The sequence below is a fragment of the Kitasatospora sp. NPDC048722 genome, from assembly GCF_040650235.1.
GTDB lineage: Bacteria > Actinomycetota > Actinomycetes > Streptomycetales > Streptomycetaceae > Kitasatospora.
Genome location: NZ_JBEZGX010000007.1, coordinates 29490 through 53593 on the forward strand (window position 1 = coordinate 29490; position 24104 = coordinate 53593).

At 72.9% G+C, this 24104-nt stretch carries 22 protein-coding genes; 15 read left to right on the plus strand and 7 right to left on the minus strand.

Annotated features, from left to right (window positions below; translation table 11 throughout):
• Nucleotides 1-126 precede the first annotated feature (126 nt).
• The 6 genes from AB0C76_RS07840 (at nt 127) to AB0C76_RS07865 (ending at nt 7087) form a co-directional block, all read left to right on the plus strand.
• A complete protein-coding gene (locus AB0C76_RS07840) occupies nt 127-813 on the plus strand; it encodes a TetR family transcriptional regulator (protein WP_359961295.1) in 687 nt (228 codons plus the stop codon).
• A 141-nt stretch (nt 814-954) separates the two neighbouring features.
• On the plus strand, nt 955-1872 hold the full coding sequence (locus AB0C76_RS07845) for a trypsin-like peptidase domain-containing protein (protein ID WP_359961298.1): 918 nt from the start codon (nt 955-957) through the stop codon (nt 1870-1872).
• 139 nt (nt 1873-2011) lie between these two features.
• Nucleotides 2012-3571 carry a S28 family serine protease gene (locus tag AB0C76_RS07850; RefSeq protein ID WP_359961301.1) on the plus strand — a complete coding sequence of 520 codons (1560 nt, stop codon included), beginning with the start codon at nt 2012-2014 and terminating at the stop codon, nt 3569-3571.
• A gap of 195 nt (nt 3572-3766) precedes the next feature.
• A complete protein-coding gene (locus AB0C76_RS07855) occupies nt 3767-4513 on the plus strand; it encodes a TetR/AcrR family transcriptional regulator (RefSeq protein WP_359961304.1) in 747 nt (248 codons plus the stop codon).
• Nucleotides 4497-6131, plus strand: a complete 1635-nt coding sequence (locus AB0C76_RS07860) for an acyl-CoA dehydrogenase family protein (RefSeq protein WP_359961307.1) — start codon at nt 4497-4499, stop codon at nt 6129-6131. Before AB0C76_RS07855 ends, AB0C76_RS07860 begins: the two co-directional genes overlap by 17 nt.
• A complete protein-coding gene (locus tag AB0C76_RS07865; RefSeq protein WP_359961310.1) occupies nt 6128-7087 on the plus strand; it encodes an amidohydrolase family protein in 960 nt (319 codons plus the stop codon). Before AB0C76_RS07860 ends, AB0C76_RS07865 begins: the two co-directional genes overlap by 4 nt.
• Nucleotides 7088-7113: 26 nt before the next feature.
• Here AB0C76_RS07865 and AB0C76_RS07870 read toward each other — a convergent pair whose 3' ends face one another.
• On the minus strand, nt 7114-7914 hold the full coding sequence (locus tag AB0C76_RS07870) for an inositol monophosphatase family protein (protein ID WP_359961313.1): 801 nt from the start codon (nt 7912-7914) through the stop codon (nt 7114-7116).
• Nucleotides 7915-8022: 108 nt separating this feature from the next.
• Here AB0C76_RS07870 and AB0C76_RS07875 point away from each other — a divergent pair, with 108 nt between their 5' ends.
• Nucleotides 8023-9015, plus strand: a complete 993-nt coding sequence (locus tag AB0C76_RS07875; RefSeq protein WP_359961316.1) for an Lrp/AsnC family transcriptional regulator — start codon at nt 8023-8025, stop codon at nt 9013-9015.
• A gap of 69 nt (nt 9016-9084) precedes the next feature.
• On the opposite strand, the gene AB0C76_RS07880 is transcribed toward AB0C76_RS07875, so the two are convergent.
• Nucleotides 9085-9567 carry a DUF2269 family protein gene (locus tag AB0C76_RS07880; RefSeq protein WP_359961319.1) on the minus strand — a complete coding sequence of 161 codons (483 nt, stop codon included), beginning with the start codon at nt 9565-9567 and terminating at the stop codon, nt 9085-9087.
• Nucleotides 9568-9676: 109 nt separating this feature from the next.
• Nucleotides 9677-10396 carry a 4'-phosphopantetheinyl transferase superfamily protein gene (locus AB0C76_RS07885; protein ID WP_359961322.1) on the minus strand — a complete coding sequence of 240 codons (720 nt, stop codon included), beginning with the start codon at nt 10394-10396 and terminating at the stop codon, nt 9677-9679.
• A gap of 251 nt (nt 10397-10647) precedes the next feature.
• On the opposite strand from AB0C76_RS07885, the gene AB0C76_RS07890 reads away from it, so the two are divergent.
• On the plus strand, nt 10648-12219 hold the full coding sequence (locus AB0C76_RS07890; protein ID WP_359961325.1) for a choice-of-anchor A family protein: 1572 nt from the start codon (nt 10648-10650) through the stop codon (nt 12217-12219).
• A 272-nt stretch (nt 12220-12491) separates the two neighbouring features.
• Here AB0C76_RS07890 and kynU read toward each other — a convergent pair whose 3' ends face one another.
• Both kynU and AB0C76_RS07900 read right to left on the minus strand, forming a co-directional pair.
• The gene (gene kynU / locus AB0C76_RS07895) at nt 12492-13742 is read right to left on the minus strand and encodes a kynureninase (RefSeq protein WP_359961328.1); all 1251 of its coding nucleotides are present in this window, start codon (nt 13740-13742) and stop codon (nt 12492-12494) included.
• Nucleotides 13743-13756: 14 nt separating this feature from the next.
• On the minus strand, nt 13757-14587 hold the full coding sequence (locus AB0C76_RS07900) for a tryptophan 2,3-dioxygenase family protein (protein WP_359961331.1): 831 nt from the start codon (nt 14585-14587) through the stop codon (nt 13757-13759).
• A gap of 238 nt (nt 14588-14825) precedes the next feature.
• Here AB0C76_RS07900 and AB0C76_RS07905 point away from each other — a divergent pair, with 238 nt between their 5' ends.
• Nucleotides 14826-15260 (plus strand): Lrp/AsnC family transcriptional regulator, encoded by a 435-nt coding sequence (locus AB0C76_RS07905; protein ID WP_359961334.1) that lies wholly within the window; start codon nt 14826-14828, stop codon nt 15258-15260.
• A 66-nt stretch (nt 15261-15326) separates the two neighbouring features.
• A complete protein-coding gene (locus tag AB0C76_RS07910) occupies nt 15327-15878 on the plus strand; it encodes an NADPH-dependent FMN reductase (RefSeq protein WP_359961336.1) in 552 nt (183 codons plus the stop codon).
• An 18-nt stretch (nt 15879-15896) separates the two neighbouring features.
• Here AB0C76_RS07910 and AB0C76_RS07915 read toward each other — a convergent pair whose 3' ends face one another.
• Nucleotides 15897-16526, minus strand: coding sequence for a MarC family protein (locus AB0C76_RS07915; RefSeq protein WP_359961338.1), 630 nt, complete (start codon nt 16524-16526; stop codon nt 15897-15899).
• 149 nt (nt 16527-16675) lie between these two features.
• Here AB0C76_RS07915 and AB0C76_RS07920 point away from each other — a divergent pair, with 149 nt between their 5' ends.
• From AB0C76_RS07920 to AB0C76_RS07930, 3 genes are all read left to right on the plus strand, one after another.
• Nucleotides 16676-17236, plus strand: coding sequence for a DoxX family protein (locus AB0C76_RS07920; RefSeq protein WP_359961340.1), 561 nt, complete (start codon nt 16676-16678; stop codon nt 17234-17236).
• Between the two features lie 132 nt (nt 17237-17368).
• Nucleotides 17369-18001 carry a hypothetical protein gene (locus AB0C76_RS07925; RefSeq protein ID WP_359961342.1) on the plus strand — a complete coding sequence of 211 codons (633 nt, stop codon included), beginning with the start codon at nt 17369-17371 and terminating at the stop codon, nt 17999-18001.
• Nucleotides 18002-18320: 319 nt separating this feature from the next.
• The gene (locus AB0C76_RS07930; protein WP_359961345.1) at nt 18321-20153 is read left to right on the plus strand and encodes a glycosyl hydrolase family 18 protein; all 1833 of its coding nucleotides are present in this window, start codon (nt 18321-18323) and stop codon (nt 20151-20153) included.
• Between the two features lie 122 nt (nt 20154-20275).
• Here the strand turns inward: AB0C76_RS07930 and AB0C76_RS07935 are convergent, their stop codons facing one another.
• Nucleotides 20276-20836, minus strand: coding sequence for a MarR family transcriptional regulator (locus AB0C76_RS07935; RefSeq protein WP_359961348.1), 561 nt, complete (start codon nt 20834-20836; stop codon nt 20276-20278).
• A 148-nt stretch (nt 20837-20984) separates the two neighbouring features.
• Here AB0C76_RS07935 and AB0C76_RS07940 point away from each other — a divergent pair, with 148 nt between their 5' ends.
• The gene (locus tag AB0C76_RS07940) at nt 20985-22289 is read left to right on the plus strand and encodes an MFS transporter (RefSeq protein WP_359961351.1); all 1305 of its coding nucleotides are present in this window, start codon (nt 20985-20987) and stop codon (nt 22287-22289) included.
• 171 nt (nt 22290-22460) lie between these two features.
• Nucleotides 22461-24074, plus strand: coding sequence for a phospholipid carrier-dependent glycosyltransferase (locus AB0C76_RS07945; RefSeq protein WP_359961354.1), 1614 nt, complete (start codon nt 22461-22463; stop codon nt 24072-24074).
• Nucleotides 24075-24104 lie beyond the last annotated feature (30 nt).

The following is a 24104-nucleotide window of genomic DNA, read 5'->3' on the forward strand; positions in this document are numbered from 1 at the left end:
TTTCGGGTTCGGCTTGAGTCTCGGCTTCCGGGCTTGACCCCGGTTTCGGTTGACAAGTGTTCGCCGAGTTGGCCTCACTCTACGCCGGGCTGGCCAGGTTCGGCAAACAGTTGTTTACTGAATGGCGTGAATCACACTGAGGGGGCCGAGTCGCCCCGGAGCGCAGGGGCCGAGCAGCCCCGGACCGTCGGCGTCAGACAGGCCCAGAAGCAGCAGAGCCGCCGGGCGCTGCTGGATGCCGGCCTGCGCCTGCTGGCCGATCAGAACCTCGCGAGCCTCGGCGTCCGCGAGGTCACCCGTGCCGCCGGGCTGTCGCCGGCCGCGTTCTACCGGCACTTCCCGGACCTCGCCGCGCTCGGCGTCGCACTTGTCGAGGAGTCGCTGGCGAGCCTGCACCTCATGATCCGCTCGGTGCTCGTCGGGGCGGGCGGTGCCGAGGAGCTGATCGACCGCGCGGTCGACGTCATCCAGCGGCACGTCCGCGAGAACCGTGCGCACGTGCGCTTCCTCGCGCGCGAGCGGCACGGCGGTGTCCGACGGGTGCGGGAGGCGATCGACGCCGAACTCGGCCGTTTCGCGGCGGAGGTCGGTGCGGCACTCGGGCTCCAGCCGGTCTCGGCGGGCTGGAGCGAGGGCGACCTGCGGATGCTCGCCGAGTTGTACGTGGACCACATGGTGTCCACGGCCGCCGCGTTCCTGGAGGCGCTGGAGGCCCAGGAGACCGATCCGGGCCGAGAGGGGCGGATCGCCGCGACTGCCCGGTTGCAGTTGCGCCTGATCAGCCTCGGTCGGCGCCACTGGCAGGGGAGTTGAGCCTGCCGGTCGGCCGTAGCCGATGACCACGGCCGGGGCGTGCCCCGGCCCTCGCGAGTGACCTCTCCGCGGCGGCGGACCTCTTGACATCTCGTCATGTCCGCGACAGCTTTGGTGGACCCCCACACCGAGAGGTCTCTCATGAGGAAGCCGCTCATAGGCGTGCTCGCCGCGGTCCTGGTTGCCGGCGCCACCACGCTGGCCGGACTCGCCCCGGCACAGGCCGCCCCCCTGGCGGATGCCGCCCCCCTCGCGAATGCCGCCCCCCTCGCGAATGTCGCGACGGGCGCCAGGGCCGCCACCGTCGCCCCCGCCCCGGCGGATGCCGCCGTCGACTTCACCGGCACGGTGGCGCTCGACAACTGTTCCGGCTCGCTGGTCCGGATGCCCGGTTCGGCGGGCAGTGACCCCGCGCTCGTCCTGTCCAACGGTCACTGCCTGGAGTCCGGCATGCCCGGCCCCGGTCAGGTGGTCACGGACCAGCCGTCCAGCCGGACGTTCACCCTGCTCGACGGCTCCGGCGCCGATCTCGGCACGCTGAACGCGGTCAAGGTGGTCTACGGCGCCATGACCGACACCGACGTGTCGATCTACCAGCTCGACTCCAGTTACGACACGATCCAGGCGCAATACGGGATCGCCCCGCTGACCGTCTCCGCCGACCACCCCGCCCAGGGGGCCGACATCCGTGTGGTCTCCGGTTACTGGAAGCGGATCTACTCCTGCTCGGTCGACGGTTTCGCGTACCAACTGCGGGAGGCCGACTGGACGTTCAAGGACTCGGTCCGCTACACGTCCGGCTGCAACGTGATCGGCGGCACCTCCGGCTCGCCGGTGGTCGACGCGAACAGCGGGTTGCTGGTCGCCGTCAACAACACGATCAACGAGAACGGCCAGTCCTGCACGCTGAACAACCCGTGCGAGGTCGACCAGAGCGGCGCGGTGACGGTCCACCAGGGCATCGGCTACGCCCAGGAGACGTACATCATCCCGCCCTGCTTCGGCGCCGGGAACGTCCTCGACCTCACCCTGCCCGGCTGTGTCCTGCCCCGCCCCTGACCAGCACCTTCCGCGATGGGCCGCCCGCCACCCGGCGGGTGGCCCATTCGGCCGTCCGCCGGGCGGCCGCCGCACCAACCGCACCGCAGAGTAGTGCCGACGAGGCAGCTGTCATATCCGTTGACCAGATGGAGAGTTGATGAGCACCAGGTTCAGAAGACTGCTGGTTTCCGCCCTGCTGATACCGCTGTTGAGCGCCGGCGGCGGCCTGGCGGCCCCGGCGTTCGCCCAGGCCCCGGCGTTCGCCCAGGGCACGGCGATCGCCCAAGGCGCGGCCGCGGGCGCCGCCCACGCGCAGCGCGACGTCGCCGCCGACCCGACCGCGGACATCAAGGCCCGCCTCGCGGCGATCCCGGGGATGACCATCACCGAGGAGAAGCCGACCGACGCGGACCACCGGTACTTCCTCCTCACCTACACCCAGCCGATCGACCACTTCCGCCCCTGGCTGGGCACCTTCCAGCAGCGCATCAGCGTGCTGCACCGCGGCTACGACCGCCCGACCGTCTTCTACACCAACGGCTACACGCTGGGCACCACGCCGTCGCGCACCGAGCCGACCCGGCTGGTCGACGGCAACCAGGTCTCGATCGAGTACCGGTACTTCACCCCGTCGCGCCCGGAGCCGGCGGACTGGAGCAAGGCCGGCATCCGCCAGGCGGCCGCCGACTCGCACCGGATCGTGACCGCGCTCAAGGAGATCTACCAGCACGAGTGGCTCTCCACCGGCGCCAGCAAGGGCGGCATGTCCTCCACCTACTACCGCCGGTTCTACCCGGACGACGTGGCGGGCACGATCGCGTACGTCGCGCCGAACAACACCGACGTGAACGACGACACGCCGTACTCCGAGTTCTTCCGGAACGTCGGCACCCCCGAGTGCCGGGCCGCGCTCACTGCGGTGCAGCGCGAGCTGCTGGTGCGCCGGGACCGGCTGGAGGCGCGCTTCACGGCCGACAACAAGGCGGCCGGCTCGACCTTCGCCGTCCTCGGTTCGGTGGACCGGGCCTACGAGGGCAGCGTGCTCGACGTGGTCTGGGGGTTCTGGCAGTACAGCATGCAGTCCGACTGCGCGAAGGTCCCGGTGGCGGCCACCGCGACCGACGACGAGCTGTACAAGTGGTTCGACGCGCAGGAGGGCGTGACCAGCTCCAGCGACCAGGGTCTCGCCAAGTACACCGCGTACTACTACCAGGCCGCGACCGAACTCGGCGCGCCCTACTTCGACGTCTCGTACCTGAAGGACCTCCTGCACTACGACTACAAGGAGCTGTACGCGCCCCGCGCGTACGTGCCCAAGGAGATCCCGACGACCTTCAACCCGAAGGCGATGCCCGACATCGACCGCTGGGTGAAGCGCGAGGCCGAGCGGATCATCTTCGTCTACGGCGGCAACGACCCGTGGGGCGCCAAGCCGTTCGAGCTCGGCTGGGGCAGTGACGACTGCTACGTCTACACCGTCCCGGGCGGCAACCACGGCTCCAACATCGCCAAGCTGCCGGCCGAGGAGTCGGCCGCGGCGACCGCCAAGGTGCTGGAGTGGGCCGGCCTGGCCGGTGACCAGGACGACGCTCGCTCGTTCGCGCAGTCGCAGTCGCAGTCGCAGTCGCAGTCGCAGGCACCGTCGGCGCAGTACCGGATCCCGCCGTTCGGCCCGCTCGACGAAGAGGGCCAGAAGCTGGAGCGCCACCCGCTCTAGTGCCGTAGCCGGGTACCACGCCCGGAGTAAGGCCGCCTCCGCTCGGCGAATTCGAGGGGGGCGGCCTTTCGCGTCCTGCTCTTGCTTCGGCTCTCGCGTCCTGCTCCTGCTTCGTCTCGCGTCCGGCTCTCGCGTCCGCCGGGTCGGTTCGCCGAACCTCTCCCCGAAGCTGTGAATCGGTGCTTCAATGCTTCCATGGCCTACCGACGTACCCCCGCCGTCCAAGCCCGCCTGGACGCTCAGCGCGAGGCCGTGCTGCAGGCGGCCGTCGGCCTGCTGGCCGAGCGAGGGTACGGCGGCTGCACGATGGCCGCGGTCGCGGACCGCGCCGGGATCGCCACCGGCAGCGTGTACCAGCACTTCACCAACAAGGCCGAGCTGTCGGTGCAGTTGTTCCGCCGGGTGGTCACGCGCGAGATCAGCGCGGTGAACGCGGCCGTCGCCCGCCGGGAGACGCCCGAACAGCGGATCGCCGCGGTCGTGGAGACGTTCGCCGCCCGCGCCCTGCGCGCGCCGCGGCTGGCGTACGCCCTGCTGGTCGAGCCGGCCGACGCGGTCGTGGACGCCGAACGCCTGGTGTTCCGGCGGGCGTTCCGCGACGTGATCGCGGCCGAGATCGCCGCCGCCGTGGCTGCCGGGCGGCTGCCCGCACAGGATCCGGTGCTGACCGCCGCCGCCCTGGTCGGCGCGGTCGGCGAGGCCCTGGCCGGCCCCCTGGCCGCCGAGCCCGAGCCCGAGCCCGAGCCCGCCCGCGCCGAGCCCGCCCGCGCCGAGCCCGAGCCGGCCGACGGCAACGCGACGGACGCCGGCCCGGCCGACGGCAACCACACCCGCACCACCCCCGCCGGGGCCGGACCCGAACGGACCACCGCCGACGTGGTCCCCGCCCTGGTCTCCTTCACCCTGCGTGCCCTGGGAGGACGCGATGACAGCGACGCATGAGGTCACCAACCAGGTGCCCCTGCCGTACGGACACGACACCGCCGCCGATCCGACCCTGCTCGCCGCCCTGGGCCGGGCCGATGCCGGCTGGGCCGAGCCCGAGCTGCGCGAACTCGGCCGCCTGGCCGGCTCCGAGCAGGCCGCCGAGTGGGGCCGGCTGGCCAACGAGAACCCGCCGGTGCTGCGCACCCACGACCGCTTCGGCCACCGGATCGACGAGGTCGAGTTCCACCCGGCCTGGCACGAGCTGATGCGCACCGCCGTCTCCCACGGCCTGCACGCCGCGCCCTGGCGGGACGGCCGGCCCGGTGCCCACTCCGCCCGGGCCGCGAAGTTCTTCGTGTGGGGCCAGGTCGAGGCGGGCCACACCTGCCCGGTCTCGATGACCTACGCCGCCGTCCCGGCCCTGCGGGCGAACCCGTCCCTGGCGGCCGAGCTGGAGCCGCTGCTGGCCGCCACGGAGTACGACTTCGGGCTGCGCGAGCCGCGCACCAAGCGCGGACTGATCGCCGGCATGTCGATGACCGAGAAGCAGGGCGGCTCGGACGTCCGCACCAACACCACCACGGCCACCCCGCACGCGGACGGCACGTACCGCCTGACCGGCCACAAGTGGTTCACCTCGGCGCCGATGTCCGACCTCTTCCTGACGCTCGCCCAGGCGCCGGGTGGGCTCAGCTGCTTCGTGCTGCCGCGCGTGCTTCCGGACGGCGGCCGCAACCGCCTCCACCTGATGCGGCTCAAGGACAAGCTGGGCAACAAGTCCAACGCCTCCGCCGAGCTGGAGTACGACGGCGCGGTCGGCTGGCTGGTCGGCGAGGAGGGCCGGGGCGTGCCGACCATCATCGAGATGGTCAACATGACCCGCCTCGACTGCACCGTCGGCGGCGCCTCCGGCATGCGCTACGGCGCGACCCGGGCCGTCCACCACGCCGTCCACCGGCGGGCGTTCGGCAAGGCGCTGGTGGACCAGCCGTTGATGCGCAACGTGCTCGCCGACCTGGTCGTGGAGTCCGAGGCCGCCACCGCCGTCGCCATGAGGCTGGCCCACGCCACCGACCTCGCCCTCGCCGGGGACGAGAACGAGGCGCTGGTGCGGCGGTTGGGCCTGGCGGTCGCCAAGTACTGGGTCTGCAAGCGCGGTCCGGCGCACGCGGCCGAGGCGCTGGAGTGCCTGGGCGGCAACGGCTACGTGGAGGAGTCCGGCATGCCGCGGCTCTACCGCGAGGCGCCGCTGGTCTCGATCTGGGAGGGCTCGGGCAACGTCGCCGCCCTGGACGCGCTGCGGGCCATGGCCAAGCGTCCGGAGAGCGTCGAGGCGTTCCTCGGCGAGCTCGACTCGGCCGCCGGCGCGGACCGCCGCCTGGACACGGCCGTCGCCGAACTCCGCAAGCAGCTCTCCGACCTGACGGACCTGGAGTACCGCACCCGCCGCCTGGTCGAGGCGATGGCGCTGGCCTTCCAGGGCTCGCTGCTCGTCCGGTACGGCGACCCGGCGGTGGCCGACGCGTTCTGCGCGACCCGCCTCGGCGGCGACCACGGCGGTGCGTTCGGCACGCTGCCGCCCGGCGTCGACGTCGCGGAGATCATCGACCGCGCCCGCCCGGTGCCCGCATGAACGAACACGGCGCCGACGACAGCGACCGGATCGCCGGGGGTCACGTCCGGAGCACCGGGGGAGACGACCGGGCCGAGGCGGTGGCCGTCCGGGCGTTCTGGCGGGACCTCGGCCTGCCCGGCCTGATCGACGTGCACACCCACTTCATGCCGCAGAACGTCCTCGACAAGGTGTGGGCGTACTTCGACGCGGCCGGCCCGCTGGTGAACCGCCCCTGGCCGATCACCTACCGGGAGGCCGAGGAGAGGCGCGTCGAGCGGCTGCGGGAGTTCGGCGTCCGCGCGTTCACCTCCATGCTCTACCCGCACAAGCCGGGCATGGCCGCCTGGCTGAACGCGTGGGCCGCCGACTTCGCCGCCCGGACGCCGGACTGCCTGCACACCGCGACGTTCTTCCCAGAGCCCGGGGCGGGGGAGTACGTGGCCCGCGCGATCGACGAGGGTGCCCGGGTGTTCAAGGCACACCTCCAGGTCGGTGGCTACGACCCGGCGGACGCGCGGCTGGACGACGTGTGGGGGCTCCTGGCGGAGAGCGGCACTCCGGTGGTGACGCACTGCGGATCCGGGCCGGTGCCGGGCAAGTTCACCGGTCCGGGGCCGATCGGCGAGGTGGTGGCCCGGCACCCCGGACTGGTGCTGGTGGTCGCCCACCTCGGCATGCCGGAGTACCGGGACTTCCTCGACCTCGCCGAGCGCCACCCGGCCGTCCGGCTGGACACCACGATCGCGTTCACCGACTTCGCCGAGGCCGACGTCCCGTTCCCGCGCGACGAACTCCCGCGCCTGCGCGGGCTGCAGGAGCGCGTCCTGCTCGGCAGCGACTTCCCGAACATCCCGTACCGGTACGTCCACCAGCTGGAGGCGCTGGCCGGGCTGGGCCTCGGGCAGGAGTGGCTGCGGGCCGTCTGCCACGACAACGCGGCGGGCCTGTTCGGTCTCGGCGGCCCGCCCGTGTAGGACGCCGAACGATCGCTCGCAGCAGGTCAGTCGACGTTCCGCAGGACCCGGACCGCGTCCGCGTGCAGTCCGGGCGCGGCGGCGAGGAACCCGTCGGACGCGGCCGTCCAGGCCGCCCCGGCGGTGTCCGTCACCGTCGCGCCCGCCTCGCTCGCGACCAGCGCGCCGGGCAGCAGGTTGGGCGCGTCGGCGCCGTACTCCCAGAACAGCGCGAGATGCCCGGAGCCGACCTGCGCCACCTGGAGGGCGGTCGGGCCGAGGTTGCGCACCGCGACGACGGCGCCGGCCATCGCGGCGAGCGACTCGCCCGCCCGGCGCAGGGCGACCGGGTCGCCGGCGACGGTCGGCGGCTGGCTGGTCGCCGCGACGGCCGACCCCAGTGCGCGCGGCAGCGGCGCGATCGGCCGCCCGTCCAGGTGGGCACCGCCGCCGAGCACGGCGCGGTAGGTCCGTCCGCCGAGCAGCTCGGGCGCGTGGACCACGGCCAGCACGGCCCGGCCGTCGCGGACGAGCGTCGCGGTGACGGCCCAGTACGGCAGGCCGAGCAGGTACTGCACCGCGCCGTCGGTGGCGTCGCACAGCCACCACTCGCCCTCGGTGGGCACCGCGCCGTCGAACTCGTCGTCCAGCCAACCGGCGTCCGGGCGCAGGGAGCCGAGCCGCTCCCGCAGTTCGGCTGCGGCGGGCCCGTCGATCTCGGCGAACCGCGCCGCCGCCTCCTCGCCCGTCCGCGCCGGGGTCGGCTCGGCGGGCCGTCGCGCCGCAAGCTTCGCGCCGACCTCGCGCACCACGGCCTCCACACCCTCGGTCAGCGCCCACAGTCCCATCGTCGTACCCCACTCCTGGCCGGACCGTCCGGCCGCACAGGACAAGGAGTACCGTCGGACCGGACGAACAGGACGCTCAAGAGCCGGAAATGATGGAGATCGGACACCATGGACCTCTCGACGGCCGATCCGGACACCGTCCTCGACCTCCTCGACCGCCGCCTGGTCTGCGCGCTCCAGGTCGACGGCCGGGCCGAGTCCGGCCGGATCGCCGAGGTGCTGGGCGTCTCCGCCCGGACGGTCACCCGCCGCCTGGCCCGGCTGCGGGGGGCCGGCGTGCTGCGCGTGGTACGGATGCCGGACGTCGAGGACGCGGCCGTCGGAGCGCTGCTGCTGCGCGTGCGGGTGCTGCGCGGGACGGTGGACTCCATCGCGACGGCGCTGGCCGACCGCCCGGACGTCCCGTTCGTCGACGTGATGCTCGGCGGCCAGGAGATCGGCGCCGTCATGCTGAGCGACGCCGGCGCCCGCGACCGCCTGCTGTACGGGCAGTTGCCGGCGACCGCCGCCGTCACGGAGACCACCACCCACGCCGTCCTGCACGCCTTCGCGGACGCCGGGCAGTGGCAGGCCGGGTACCTGGAGGCTGGCGAGGCCGCGGCGCTCGCCAGGCCCGTCGCGCCGCGCCCGCGGACGCCCCCGCCGTTGGACGAACTGGACCACGCGGTGCTGGCACGGCTCACCGAGGACGCCCGGCAGTCGCACGCCGCCCTCGCGGAGGCCGTCGGCGCACCCGAGTCGACCGTCCGCCGCCGCCTGCACCGCCTCGACGAGTCCGGGCTGCTGCGCACCCACGCGACCGTCGACCCCCGGCTGCTCGGCCTGGCCGTGGACGCCAACCTCTGGCTGGACGTGCCGCCCGGCCGCCTCGCCGATATCGGTGCGGCCCTGGCCCGGCACCCACAGGTGCACGGGGTGCTCGCGACCAGCGGGCCGACGAACCTGATGGCCGCGGTGTTCTGCCGGGACCACACCGGGCTCTACCGGTTCGTCACGGACACCCTCGGTCCGCTCGGGGTGACGCGCGCCGAGACGGCGATCGTCGCGCGCGCGGTGAAGCGGGCGGGCGTCCCGCTCAGGAGGTTCGGCCGGCAGCGGTGACCGGGTCCACCCGAATCACCGGCGCCCCGGCGGCGACCCGACTCACCGGCGCCCCGGCGGCGACCGGCCTCAGACGCCGGTGCTCGACCCCGGACGGATGACCATCAGCACCACGACGACCGCCCACAGCAGGTTGAAGACGCCGGCCGTCATGGGCAGCATCTTGAGGCCCTTGACGGCCTTGTCGCGCTGTTCGTCCCCGGTGTCCTGGGCGAGCGCGTCGACGGCGGCCTGCTGGCCGGGCAGCACGAAGAGCAGCAGCGAGAGCGCGGCGACCGCGGTCAGCACCATCGAGACGATCAGCCAGGACTGCCCGAGCACGTCCATCACCTGGGCCAGCCCGATGCCCAGCACCGGCACGGCCACCCCCAGCAGCGCGTAGACCTGGGTGATCCGGTGCAGGATCCGCAGCACGCCGGCATCGGAGGCCCGGTCGGGCCCGCCCGCCAGCGCCACCTTCGCACGGCGCGGGAACATGCTGACGGCCACCGCGACCGGGCCTATGAACAGGACCGACGCGAGGACGTGCAGGCTCAGCAGGAACTTGGCCATGGCGGGGACACCCTTAATCCGGCGGTGGGCAGCGATTCGGCGGGGCGGCCGAGGTCCGGCGCCCGACCAGGCACGCTAACACCGCTTACCCCGGCGCCCGCCGCGCGGGTCAGGCCCCGGCGGTCAGCTCCACGACCTGCGGCTCGGCGGTGCTGACCGCCGCCACCGCGGCGCCGTGCGCCGGGTCCGTCCAGTCGACGAAGTGCAGGTCCTGGTGGCGGCTGCGCAGCGGGCCGTCCGCCGGGACGGCCAGTGGCAGGGCGGAGAGGTCGACCGCGGCCAGCGTGTCCATGCTGGTCCGGCCGATCTTGATCAGCGACTCCTTGCGCACCCAAAGCCGCAGGAAGGCCCGGTCCGGCTCCGGAGCCGCCTGCACCAGGGCCAGCTCGGCCGGCGCGAGCACCCGCTGCGCGACCTCGCCCAGCGAGCGCCCGCGCGCGGCGAGCTCGACGTCGACGCCGACGGGCTCGAAGCCGGCGGCCGCGGCGACCACGCCCCGGGTGTGCGACAGGCTCACGTGCACGTCCGGGTGGTCCGGGAGGAAGGGCTTGCCGTGGTCGGCCCGGCCGCAGTCGGGGCACTGCTGGGCGAGTGCGAGGCCGTCGGCCGGGACGCCGAGGAGCCGGGCGGCGCAGAGCCGGACCAGGAGGTGGCCGGCGGTGAAGTCGGCCCGTCCGGTCTCCGTCCGGAAGCGTGCCGCGCGCTGCCGTTCGAGGTCCGTGAGCAGGTGCTCGCCCACCTCGGGGCGGCGCAGGACGGCCTCGGCGGAGGCGACGGCGACGAGCGGGGCGGGCCGGTCCTGGCGCCGGTCGTGGGGCTCGGTGGTCATGTCCCCAACCTAGGCCATGGGCCCGCGTCCCGGGGGCCGGTCGACCCGCTCGGCCGTTCGATGGACACCCGGATCGGATCCGAGGATCCACAGGGTATGAATCGTCTGATTTGTGACGTCATGTCGCGAATCCATGGGATCGCCAGGTAATCACCCGAAGATGGCAGGTTGAGCGACCTGCCTTTTTCCTTGCGTGGAGGAACGTGTCGATGGGTCAGGGCACCGGTACGCCGGATCACAGAACGACCGCCGTGAAGAGACCGCGGACTCCCGGCCGCCGGGCCGTGCGGATCGCCGTCGCCACCGCCTTCGCCGCGGTGCCGATGGCCGCCGTGCTGTCGGTCGTTTCCGCCGCGCCGCTGGCGCCGCCGCTGGGCGCCTGCACCGGGCCCGACTGCCCGTCCACCTGGCCGCCGCCGAACAACGGCGACTTCACCGGCCGGGACGCCACGATCAACGTCTTCACCGGCGGCAACTACACCGTCGAGGGGCGGTCCGCCGAGGTCGAGGGCAAGATCGTCACGCTGGGGGACCTCACCCTCCGGAAGAACGGGGGCGGCGCCTTCAACATGGGCGTGGTGGGCGTCGGCTCGCGCGTCCCGCCGCCCAACGGCAGCGACTTCGTGACCGTCGGCGGCAACGTCACCGTCAACACCGGCAACCGGATCCTGATCGGCGGCAGCGACTCCAAGGGCCCGGCCTTCGGCAACCTCCGCTACGCGGGCACCCTGTCGGGCACCGTCGACATCGACCCCACCGGCCAGGCGATCAAGGACCCGAACGCCGCGGCGCCGTACCTGACCGTGCTCACCCAGATCGAGGAGGCCTCCGACTGCGCGGGCCGGGCGAGCGCCACCGGCAACGTCGACGTGACCAGCAGCCAGGCCACCTTCACCGGCGACGGGACCAGCATGCGCCAGGTCTTCAACGTCACCGGCAACCTCGCCTCACCGAGCGGCGGACAGATCGGCCTGGTCTTCACCAACATCCCGGCCGGGGCCACCGTCGTGGTGAACATGCTCGGGGACAACCCGATCATCAACACCTACACGGGCACCGGCCTGGCGGGGGACCAGACCACCGACATGCGCTCGAAGCTGATGTACAACTTCCCGACCGCCACCTCAGGGGAGATCCGCGGCAGCGCCCAGTTCCAGGGCTCGGTCATGGCCGGCAACCCGGGCAGCACGATGACCATCGCGCAGCCGGGCATGAACGGACGGGTCTACCTGGCGGGCAACCTGATCCAGACCGGCACCGGGGGCTACGAGATCCACAGCTACCCGTTCGACGGGGACCTGCCGGAGTGCAAGGCCACGCCGAGCCCGTCGCCGTCGACCAACTCGCCTTCGCCGTCGCCGACGAACTCGCCGTCGCCGACGAACTCGCCTTCGCCGACGAACTCGCCTTCGCCGACGAACTCGCCTTCGCCGACGAACTCGCCTTCGCCGACCAACTCCCCGTCTCCGACGAACTCGCCTTCCCCGACCAACTCCCCGTCTCCGACGAACTCGCCGTCGCCGACCGGCTCCCCGTCTCCGACGAACTCCCCGTCGCCGTCCCCGACCGCGAGCACCACGTCGCCGTCGGCCACCACCACCTCGCCCTCGGCGAGTTCGTCGACGTCGAGCTCGGGCCCGGCTCCGACCAGCCAGCACCCGACCGGGCACGAGTCCAGCGGCCACCACCATCACGGTGGCGGTGAGCTGCCGTCGACGGGCGCGGGCAACGCCCCGTTCGTCCTAGGCGCCGCGGGCGTCGGCGTACTCGTCCTCGGCGGCCTCGCCGTGATGGCCGCCCGCCGCCGCGGCCGCCACAGCTGAACCCCCCCACGGCACGACGGGCCGCCCGGTCACTCTCGACCGGGCGGCCCGAGCCGTGTCAGCGGCCACCGACTCGCCGACCACCGGCCGGCCAGGTCGCCGGCCAGCTCGCCGACGTCGTCGCGCAGTCGGACGGCGGCGAGTTCCCGGGAGGCGGCGAGCCGGGCGTGGGCGTCGGCGACCAGCCGGTCGCGGTCCCGGAGGGCCTCCTCGCGGGCCGTCGCGACGGCCGCGGCGCCCTGCTCGACGTAGTCCGGGAGGCCCGGGCCCGGTCAGGTCACCTCGCCCCGGCGGGAGAACCGTTCGTCCCGCCACTCGCCGCTCTCCAGCACCTCCGCCAGCTGCTGCGCCGCGTCCCAGACGTCGACGTGGGACAGGTAGAGCGGGGTGAACCCGAAACGCATCAGGTCCGGCGCGCGGAAGTCCCCGATCACGCCGCGCGCGATCAGCGCCTGCACCACCGGGTAGCCGTCGGCGAACCGCAGCGCGACCTGGCTGCCGCGCCGGGCGTGCTCGCGCGGGGTCGCCACCTCGATCCCGTCCAGGTCCTCGACCAGCGCGATGAACAGGTCGGTCAGCGCGAGGCTCTTCGCCCGCACCGCCGCCAGGTCGGCGCGCTCCCACACGTCCAGGCTGGCGCCCAGCGCGGCCTGGCCGAGCAGCGACGGCGAACTGCACAGGAAGCGCCCGATGCCCTCCTTGGGGTCGTACCCGGGCTCGAACGCGAACGGCCGCGCGTGGCCGAACCAGCCGCTCAGCGGCTGCACCGGGCCGGCCGCCAGGTGTCGCTCGGCGACGTACAGGAAGGCCGGCGCACCCGGGCCGCCGTTCAGGTACTTGTAGGTGCAGCCGATCGCGAAGTCCGCACCCGAGGCGCCGAGTTCGACCGGCAGCGCGCCCACCGAGTGGCACACGTCCCAGATCATCAGCGCGCCCGCGGCCTGCACGCGCGCGGTGATCCCGGGCATGTCGAGCAGCTCGCCGGTGCGGTAGTCCACGTGGGACAGGACGACGGCGGCGACGTCCCCGTCCAGGTGCGCGTCCAGCTCCTCCGGCCGGATCAGCACGCTGCGCGCGCCCTCGACCAGGCCGGTCACGCCCTCGGCGATGTAGAGGTCGGTCGGGAACGCCTCGGCGTCGCCGAGCACCGTGCCGCGCCCCGGGCGCAGCCGCAGCGCCGCCGCGAGCACCTTGAACAGGTTCACCGAGGTGGTGTCGCAGACCGCGACCTCGTCCGCGCGGGCCCCGACCAGCGGTGCGATCCGGCGGCCGAGCGCGTACGGCTGCTCGAACCAGCCGGCGTCGTTCCAGCTGCGGATGAGGTCGCGGCCCCACTCCTCCTCGACCACCTGGCGCACCCGCTCGGGCGTGCGCACCGGCAGCGCGCCCAGCGAGTTCCCGTCCAGGTAGATCACCCCGTCCGGCAGCGCGAACTCCTTGCGGAACTCCGCCAGCGGGTCGACGGCGTCCAGTGCCGCGCACTCCTCGCGCGTGAGCGCACCCGTGATCTTGCCCGTGCCCATGTCCTGCCCCTCGCTCACATCTCGTCCCGGATGGACCACAGCTCCGGGAACACGTCCTGGTCGGCCGACTTGCGCAGCCAGGTCAGCCCGCTGGAGCCGCCCGAGCCGGGCTTGGCGCCCATCGTGCGGCGGACCGCGTTCAGGTGGCGCTGGCGCCACCGGGTGACCCGCTCGGCGACGTCCAGCAGCGCCTCGGCGAGCGGCTGGAGGTCGGCGAACTCCGGCTCGGCGTACACCCGGCGCCAGGCCGCCTCGACCTCGGGGGAGGCGTGGTGGCGCCGCTCGGACGGCAGGTGCGGGGCCGTCAGTCCCCGGCGGGCGAGCACGGCCAGCGCGTCGTCGTACAGGCTGGGGGCGCGCAGTGCCTCGGCCAGCTCGTCGCGGGTGCGCGGCGCGTCCGCGTACATGTTCAGCAGCGCGGCGTTCTTGTTGCCGAGCAGGAACTCCAGGTGCAGGAACGCGGAGGACTGGAAACCCGAGGCCTCGCCGAACAGCGCGCGGAAGGAGTTGAACTCCTGCGGCGTCATGGTGGCGAGCAGGTCCCAGGACTCGGTCAGCACGTCCTGGACGTGCGTGCCGCGCCGCAGGGCGGCGAGCGCCGCCGGCAGGTCGTCCTCGCGCAGTGCCTGCTGGGCGAGCCCCCACTCGTGCCGCAGCAGGCCGAACAGCAGCTCCATCACCTGTGTGGTGACGATGAACGACATCTCGGCCGGCGCCTTGCTGAGCGGGTGCTGCAGGCCGTGCAGCTCGTCCAGGCGCGCGTAGCGGGCGTACGGGGTGCCCCGACCCGGCTCCCCGCCCCCGACGAATGACAGGCTGGGCGTCTCCACCGTGTCGTGCCCCATCCCGATCCCTCCTGACGGCCGGGCACCACGGCCCGGGCCCGGTGACCAGACGGACGGCCTGGTTCCACCGGGGGCCCCATTGTGCGGCGGTGTCGGCCCCGGATTGAATGGCCTCTGGGTACCGCAACGGGCCCTCGGGCTGTTGTTCGCGAGGCGTTGCGCCGATTCCCTTTACGATCGGTAAGACCGCCGATTTCAGCCACTCGCGCGCCACGCGCACACCACCCAGGGAGCTGCCATGGACGCCGTCGACCGCCGCCTGCTGGCCGAGCTCCAGGCCGACGCCAGGCTCTCGTACAACGAACTCTCCCGCCGGGTGAGCCTGTCCGCACCCGCGGTGGCCGAACGGGTCCGGCGGCTGGAGGCGGACGGGGTGATCACCGGCTACCACGCCCACGTGGACCTTCCCCGCGCCGGTCTGCCCATCACGGCGCTGGTCCAGATCCAGTGCTACGGCCCGCGCTGCGTGCTGCGCGACCCGGAGGTGGCGAACTGGCCCGAGGTCCTCCAGCTGCACCGGGTCACCGGCGGGGCCTGCTGCGTGCTGCTGGTCGCGGCGCCCACGATGGCCGAGTTCGAGCTGTTGTGCGACCGGCTCGGCGGCTACGGCCAGCCGTCGAGCTCGATGATCCTCTCCAGTCCGGTGCCGTGGCGCACGGTCGTCGTGCCGTGAGTCCCGTGGCGGCCCCGGGGAAATCCCACTGCCCGGTCCCGGGGTCCGGGGAGTAGGTTCCTCGGCATGTCGAACGAGCGTCACATCCTGCTTCTGACCGGGAGCCTCCGCGCCGGATCCTCCAACGAGACGGTGCTGCGGACGGCCGCGGCCCTCGCCGCCGGGGCCGCGGGCCTGCGCGCGACCTACTACGAGGGGCTGGCCGCGCTCCCGCACTTCAACCCCGACCACGACACCGACCCGCTGCCGGAGGCGGTGGCCGCGCTGCGCGCCGCGATCGAGGCCGCCGACGCGCTGCTGATCTGCACCCCGGAGTACGCCGGCACGCTGCCCGGTTCGTTCAAGAACCTGCTGGACTGGACGGTCGGCGGGGTCGAGATCTCCGACAAGCCGGCCGCCTGGATCAACTGCGCCGCCCCCGGCCGCGGCGAGGGCGCCGTGGCCACCCTGCGCACCGTCCTGGGCTACACCGGCGCGGCCGTCGTGGACGAGGCCTGTGTCCGGATCCCGCTGGACCGCGGGGCGGTCGGTGCGGACGGTCTGGTCGCCGACCCGCTGGTGCGGGAGCGGATCGCTGAGGTGCTGGCCCGTCTCGCCGCCGCCCGCCCGGCGGCCTGACCGACCGGCCGGCCGGGCTCAGTGCCCCTCGGCGATGTGCACGCCGAGCCCGGCCAGGCCGTTCAGGAACAGCTCGACGCCCACCGCCGCCAGCAGCAGGCCGAGCAGCCGGGAGAGCAGTTCCAGCAGGGTGCGGTGGGTGCGCTTGAGCAGCGGTGCGAGCAGGGCCACGCACACGTAGTTGATCAGCACGACCGCCACGTAGGCCCCGGTGACGGAGGCTTTCCAGGCCCAGTCGTCCCGGGCGAGCGAGGCCACCAGGACGGCCGTGATCCCGAGCGGGCTGGCGACGTACGGCAGGAGCAGTTGGCGGAAGCCGTCCAGCATCGGGTTCGGCAGGTGACCGTCCTCCCGGTTCTCGGCGAGGTGGACGCCGAACACCAGGGCCACGGCGTAGAGGAAGAAGATCGTTCCACCGGCCAGCTGCAGCGACTGGTCGCTGATGTGGAAGAAGGTCGTCACCCCGTCCGCGGTGAAGCCGAGCAGCAGTCCGATCACGGCCGCCGCGAGCGTGCTCCAGGCCGCCAGCCGCCGCAGCTCGGCGGTGGTCCTGTCGCCGGCCAACCGGGCGAAGGCGAGCAGGACCTTCGGCGGACCGACGACGGCGAAGAAGGTGATGAACGCGCTGACCAGGTTGAAGACGAACATCCGCCCAGCATGACCGCGGCCGCGGGCCGGGGCGGCGGTCCATTCCCGGTCGGCGGAGGATTCGCCCGGATGGCGGTCCCGGCTCGAACGGGTGCGCGGTCTCGGGTCCCATGGACGGAGGACCACCACCGCGGGAACGAGGTTGCGACATGTGTCTGAACCGTAGGGACCTGGGCCTGCTGGCCCTGCGTGGCGCGGTCGGCGGGGTGCTGATCGCGCACGGCACCCAGAAGCTGTTCGGCTGGTTCGGTGGCGGCGGCCTGGAGGGCACCACCAAGGCGATGGAGCACATGGGCTTCCACCCGGCCAGGGAGAGCGCGATCGCGGCGGGCCTCGGCGAGGCGGGCGGCGGCGCGCTGCTGGTGGCGGGCCTCGCCACGCCGGCGGCCGGCGCGGTGGTGGCCGGCACGATGGCCGGCGCCGTTGCGGTGCACGCCCCGGCCGGCTTCTTCATGACCTCCGGCGGCTACGAGTACCCGGCGTTCCTCGGCGCGACCGGGCTGGCGCTGGGCCTGGCCGGCCCGGGCCGGTACTCGCTCGACCACGTGACCGGCCACGCCTTCGACCGGCCGTGGGTCGGCGCGCTGGCCTTCGTCGCGAGCGCCGCGTCCGCGTACGGCGTGGTGGCCCGGCGCCGGCACGTCGTGCGGCTGCGCGAGGAACGGGCCGTGATGGAGGCGGAGGGGCAGGAGGGTGCGGGCCTGTCCTGACGCCGGCGGCGTCCCCCGGCTCACCCGGAGGCGCCACCCCGCTGGCGGCTCCACCCGGGGTCTCGCAGGGTGGGCCGGGAGGCGTGCCGGGCTGCCCGAGCGCCAGAGGACACCAGAAGGGACAGACCGCCCATGGACCGCCAGCCGCTCACCCGGGTCACCCACAGGGTCACCGCGCAGCCACCGGACGCCCCGCTGCTACGCCGCCAACGCCGCTCCGTGGCAGGGGTGCTGGTCGCCGCGGTGGTCGCGGTCGCGGTGCTGGCGGGATGCTCTTCGGGCAAGAGCCCGAGCAGCGCGGTGTCCACGGCCGCCACCGAGATCCAGAAGGGCGCCTCGGCCGCCGCGTCGGCGGCCTCCGCGCTGGCCTCGGCGGCCGGCGGGGTCGGTTCGGCGGCCGGCGGGATCGGTTCGGCGGTGGCCTCGGTGGAGGCGCAGGCCTCGGCGGCGTTCTCGGCGGCCTCGTCCGCCGTGGCGGGGGTCAAGGGCGGGCTGGACGCCAAGGCCGATGTCGCGGTGGGCGCGGTGACGATCGGCTCGGACGGCAAGGCGCAGGCGCAGCTGACCGTGACCAACCACGGGCAGCAGTCGTACCGGTACGTCGTCCAGGTCAACTTCACGGACGGGTCCGGCCAGGTTCAGGACGCGACGGCGGTGACCCTGGACGACGTGGCCGCCGGGCAGAGCGCCCAGGCCACCGCGAAGAGCAACCGTGACCTGTCCGGGACGGTCAAGGCCGTCGTGGCGAACGCCGTCCGCTACTAGGGCGTGGGTTTCGGCTCGGCCCGCAGGTGGCCGGGGGTGCCCGTGGGGGAGGCGAACCTTAAGTGCGGGTCAAGGCCCGACGGCCCCTCTTGACGGGCGAGTTGGTCTAGTCCATTTTTATTGCCCAGGTGCAGGGAGCCCCTGAACCGGCGTCAGCGGCCGTACGGCCGCCGGCGCCGGTTCGGCGCATCCCGGTGTCCGTCACGGCCTGATCCCGCTCGATTCCCTTCCTTGATCTGTCATGCTCCGGTCGTCCGGCCCCACTCCGGACGGCGCCCCCGGAGCGGACGGAACCCCCACACCCAGGAGTCACGCACCCATGCTGCGCTCACGCATTGAAAGGGCCGGGACCCCGGCTCAGGAAGGCGTCCGCCGTCGGCGCCCGAAGAGCCTGGCCGCGATCGCGGCCGGCACCACCGCCTCCCTGCTGCTCGGCGCGGGCCTCGCCCTCTCCGGCGGCGGCGCGGCCAACGCCGCGACCACCAACTCCACCGGCGCGCCCGCCACCAGCGGCGGCATCAAGGTCGCCTACTTCGACCAGTGGTCGATCTACGCGAACGGGTACTACCCGAAGACGATCCAGGACACCGGCGTGGCCGGGAAGCTGGACTACCTGATCTACGACTTCGCCAACATCAACCCGACCGACCTGGGCTGTTTCGAGGCCACCAAGGCCGCGGACACGAACGACAACAACCCCAACGCGGGTGACGGTGCGGGCGACGCGTTCGCCGACTACCAGAAGAGCTTCGGCGCCGACATCTCGGTCGACGGCGTCGGCGACGTCTGGAACCAGGGGATCGCGGGCAACTTCAATCAGCTGAAGAAGCTGAAGGCGAAGAACCCGAAGCTCAAGGTGCTGATCTCGCTGGGCGGTTGGACCTACTCCAAGTACTTCTCGTCGGCGGCCGCCACGGACGCCTCGCGCAAGCACCTGGTCTCGTCCTGCATCGACATGTTCATCAAGGGCAACCTCCCGAGCGAGGCCGGCTACGGTGGCCCGGGCTCGGCGGCCGGCGTCTTCGACGGCGTCGACATCGACTGGGAGTACCCGGGCGGCGGCGGCCACACCGGCAACATCTCCAGCCCGGCCGACAAGCAGAACTACACCCTGCTGCTGCAGGAGTTCCGCAGCCAGCTGGACGCGCAGGGCAAGGCCGACAACAAGACCTACGCCCTGTCGGCGGCGGTCGGCGCCGGCCAGGACAAGATCATGAACGTCGAGACCGACAAGATCGGCCAGTACCTCACGTTCCTCGACGTCATGACCTACGACATGCACGGCGGCTGGGACGCCCAGGGCCCGACCAACCACCAGGCCCCGCTCTACTCCGGCCCGAACGACCCGATGACCCCGGCCAAGCCGGGCCACGGCAAGTACTCGATCGATAATGCCGTCAAGGCCTGGACGGTCGGCGACCCGGACTACGGCATCCCCGGCGGTTTCCCCGCCAACAAGATCAACATGGGTGTGCCGTTCTACTACCGCGGTTGGACCGGCGTCCCGAACAACGGCCGGAACGGCCTGTTCCAGCCCGCCGCCAGCCCCGCCGCCGGCGCCGCGATGTCCGGCAATGTCCCCGGCATCCAGATGTACAAGGAGCTCACGGGCTTCGTCGACAACCCGTCCAAGACCTTCTGGGACGATGCCGCGAAGGCCACGTACTTCTACGACGGCACCACCTTCTGGAGCGGTGAGGACACCCGGTCGATCCAGGCCAAGCTCGACTACGCCCACTGCAACGGCCTCGGCGGTTCCTTCGCCTTCTCGCTGTACGACCTGGGGACCAACACCTCCCTATTCGACACGATGGTGAACGCCACCAACGGCTCGGCCGCGGCCTGCCCGGCCCCGCCGACCGGTACCCCGAGCTCCACCGCGACCCCGACCCAGACCCCGACCGGAACCCCCACCGGCACGCCGACAGGGACCCCCACGGGCACCCCGACCGGTACGCCGACCGGCACCCCCACCGGCACGCCGGCCACCTGCCCGGCCGCCCCGAGCTGGGACCCGAACGCCACCTACGCGGCCGGCGGCACCAAGGTCTCCTGGAAGGGCCACTACTACACCAACAAGTGGTGGACCAAGGGCGAGGACCCGACCCTCAGCGGCCAGTGGGGCGTCTGGACCGACAACGGCCCCTGCTGACGCCCGGGCCCCATCCCGAGGACGACTGAGGGCCTGACGGACCCTCGCACCGAGAACCGAAAGACGTCCGGCCCGCCGGGGGAGAACACTCCCCCGGCGGGCCGGAGCCATGTGCGGGGCCGCTACGCGAGGTCCGCGGCCCGCCCGGACGCGTCCGGTCGGCTCTCCTCGATGCGCCGCAGCATCCGGGCCAGCAGTGCCGACAGCACGGCCCGCTCCTCGCCCTCGATGTCCTGGAGCAGCTCCTCCTCGAACACCGCCGCCATCCGCATCGACTCCAGCCACTTGTCGCGGCCGTTCTCGGTCAGCTCGATGATCACCCGCACCCGGTTGGACTCGTCCCGCTCCCGGGTGACGAGGTCCTCGGCCACCATCCGGTCGATCCGGTGCGTCATCGCCGCCGGGGTCAGCCCGAGCCGCTTGGCCAGCTCGCCCGGTCCCAGTCGGTAGGGGCTGCCGGAGACCACCAGCGCCTTCAGCACCTCCCACTCCGCGGACGTGATCCCCAGCACAGTCAGCTGACGGTCGTAGGCCACCCCCATCCGCCGCGAGACCCGGTTCAGGGTCTGCACGATGGTCTCCACCTGCGGGTCCACCGTGGGGAACTCCCGCTGGTAGACGGCCACCTGCTCGGCGATGCCGAGCTCCTTGGGCTTGGCCGGAGCGGGCTTGTCCGTAGTCATGCGGACCAGTGTCGCACGGGGGCGTGCATCTCTTAAGCCTTTGACTCCACACTCTTCTGGTGCTAAGACTTTATCTCGTCAAACTTTAGCTCTGAAATCTTCTGGACTTAAGAGTATCCAGTCGAATCTCCAAGAAGGGGTGTGCACGGTGACCGGCACGGTGAAGCAGCAGAGGCAGCAGCGACGCGGGGCGGGCGGCCCGCTGCGCCGCGTCCAGATCGGCAACGCGCTCAGCGCGTTCGGCAGCGGGTTCACGATGCCGTACATGTTCGTGTACGTGGACCAGGTGCGCGGGCTGGGCTCGCTGGCGGCCGGGATGGTGTTCACCGTCTTCGCGCTCGCGGCGCTCGCCGTCCTGCCGTTCACCGGCCGCGGCATCGACAAGTACGGTCCCCGGCCCGTTCTGCTGGCCGGCACCGCGCTCGCCGCCACCGGCGCCTTCGCCTTCGGGCACGCCACCGGCACCCCCGCCCTGCTGGTCTCCTCGTTCCTGTTCGGCGCGGGCGTCACCACCTGCCAGCCGGCGCTCGCCACGATGATCGTCCGCTGCTCGACCGCGGCCACCCGGGCGCACGCCTTCGCGCTGCAGTTCACCCTGGTCAACCTGGGCATGGGCATCGGCGCGCTGGTCGGCGGGCAGATCGTGAACGTGGCCGACCCGGCCAGCCTCACCCGGCTGTTCACGATCGAGGCGGCGACCTTCCTCGGCCTCGCCCTGGTCACCGGCACCGCCCGGATGCCCCAGGTCCGGCTGACCGCCGTCCACGAGAAGACCGACGGCCCGACCGGCCTGCGCGCCCTGGTCGCCGACAAGGCGATGCTGCGGCTCTGCGTCCTCGCCGGGCTGATCTTCTTCACCTGCTACGGCCAGTTCGAGTCCGGCGTCGCGGCCTTCGCCACCGACACCGTCGGCACCGCGCCCTCCACCCTGGGCTTCGCGATCGGCGCCAACGCGCTGACCATCGTCGTCCTGCAGATGTTCATGGTGCGGATCACCGCGCGCCGCCGCCGCACCACCGCCATGGCCGCGGCCGGCGTGGTCTGGCTCGGCGCCTGGACGATGGCCCTCGTGGCCGGCCTGATCCGGACCGAGACCATGGCCGCCACGGTCGCGATCGTCTCGATCTACGCCCTGTTCGGCGTCGGCGAGTCGCTGCTCGCGCCCACCATGGGCCCGATCGTCGCCGACCTCGCCCCGGCCCGGCTGCTCGGCACCTACAACGCCGGCTACGCCCTGGTGAAGCAGATCGCGATCGCGGTCGGCCCGGCCGTCGGCGTGCTGCTGGTCGGTTCCGGCACCTGGCCGCTCTACCTCGCGGCCATGGCGGGCTCCACCCTGCTGATCGTCGCCCTGGCCCTGCGGCTGCGCCCGCACCTCACGCCGGAGCAGGACAACGCGGCCCCGGCCGTCGTCCACGCGATCCCCGTCCGGGAGCTCCAGACGGCCGCGTGAGCAGGGCTCGACGAACACCGCGCGCACGGGCGCCGACCGGGTCACCCGGCCGGCGCCCGTCGCGCTTGGCTTCGCGACCACCGCCACATAGTGTCAGTGCCTGTCGACCGCCCGGCCCCGGCCGGCACGGCGGTCACTGGCACAGCGGTACACCGGCGAATCGGCGAGGCTATGACGCAAGCGGCGCTCACGCACCCCCCGGCGGCACCGGCCCCGGACCCCGGACCGGCCCCGCGCGGGCGGCTGGTCGCGGCGGCCGACCGGGCCGCGTGGTTCGGCTGGCTCGGACCGATCGGCGTCGCGCTCTTCGCCGGCCTGCTGCGGTTCTGGAACCTCGGCTACCCCAACGCCTTCGTCTTCGACGAGACGTACTACCCCAAGGACGCCTGGTCCCTGCTCGAGCAGGGCTACGAGGGCAGCTGGCCGGACCACGCCAACGCCGACATCCTGGCCGTCCCGCAGGGCGTCCCGCTCACCTCCGCCCCGGAGTTCGTCGCCCACCCGCCGCTCGGCAAGTGGGTGATCGCCGTGGGCGAGCAGCTCTTCGGACTGCACCCCTTCGGCTGGCGGTTCATGACCGCCCTGCTCGGCACGGTCACCGTGCTCATGCTCGCCCGGATCGGCCGCCGCCTCTTCGGCTCCACCCTGATCGGCTGCACCGCCGCCCTCCTGATGGCCGTCGACGGCCTCCAGCTGGTGATGAGCCGGGTCGGCCTGCTCGACGGCGTCCAGATGTTCTTCGTCCTCGCCGCGTTCGGCAGCCTGCTGATCGACCGCGACCACGTCCGCGCCCGGCTGGCCGGCGTCACCGACGGCGACACCGTCCGGCTCGGCCTGCGGCCGTGGCGGATCGCCGCCGGCGTGTTCGTCGGCTCCGCCGCCGCGGTCAAGTGGAACGGCGTCATGGTCCTCGCCGCCTTCGGCATCCTGACCGTCCTCTGGGACCAGTCCGGCCGCCGCGCCGCCGGCGCCCGCCACCCCTGGCGCTCGATGCTGCGCCGGGACGCCGTCCCCGCCTTCCTCGCCATGGTCGGCTCCGCCGTCGTCGTCTACGTCGGCGCCTGGAGCGGCTGGCTGGCCAACGGCGCGAACGGCGGCGGGTACGACCGGCACTGGGCCGACGACCGCGCCGGGCTCTCGCCGGACAGCGTCCTCGGCATCCCGCTGCCGCAGGTCCCGATGAGCTGGGTGCCCGCGCCGCTGCGCAGCCTGTGGCACTACCACTCGCAGATGTACGACTTCAACACCGGGCTGAGCACCCCGCACACCTACCAGTCCAACCCGTTCAGCTGGCTGGTCATGGGCCGCCCGGTGTCCATGTACTGGGAGCAGGTCCCGATCGGCACCCGGGGCTGCACCACGCCCGGCGGCTGCTCGGCGCAGATCCTCGGGCTCGGCACGCCGCTGCTCTGGTGGACGGCCTGCTTCGCGCTCGTCTACCTGCTGTGGCGCTGGTTCTTCCGCCGCGACTGGCGCTCGGGCGCCGTGCTGTGCGCGGTGGCCGGGATCTACCTGCCGTGGTTCCAGTACCAGGAGCGGACGGTCTTCTCCTTCTACATGGTCGTGCTGGTGCCGTTCCTGTGCCTGGCCGTCGCCCAGATGCTCGGCGCGATCCTCGGCCCGGCCGGCAGCACCCCCGAGCGGCGGCGCATCGGCGCGGCGGCGGCCGGGCTGATCGTGCTCGCGATCGTCGGGTGCTTCGCCTTCTTCTACCCGCTCTACACGGCGGAGGTGATCCCGTTGACGTCCTGGCAGGACCGGATGTGGTTCACCAGCTGGATCTGAGCCCGTTGCCGGATCTGAGTCCGTTGCCGG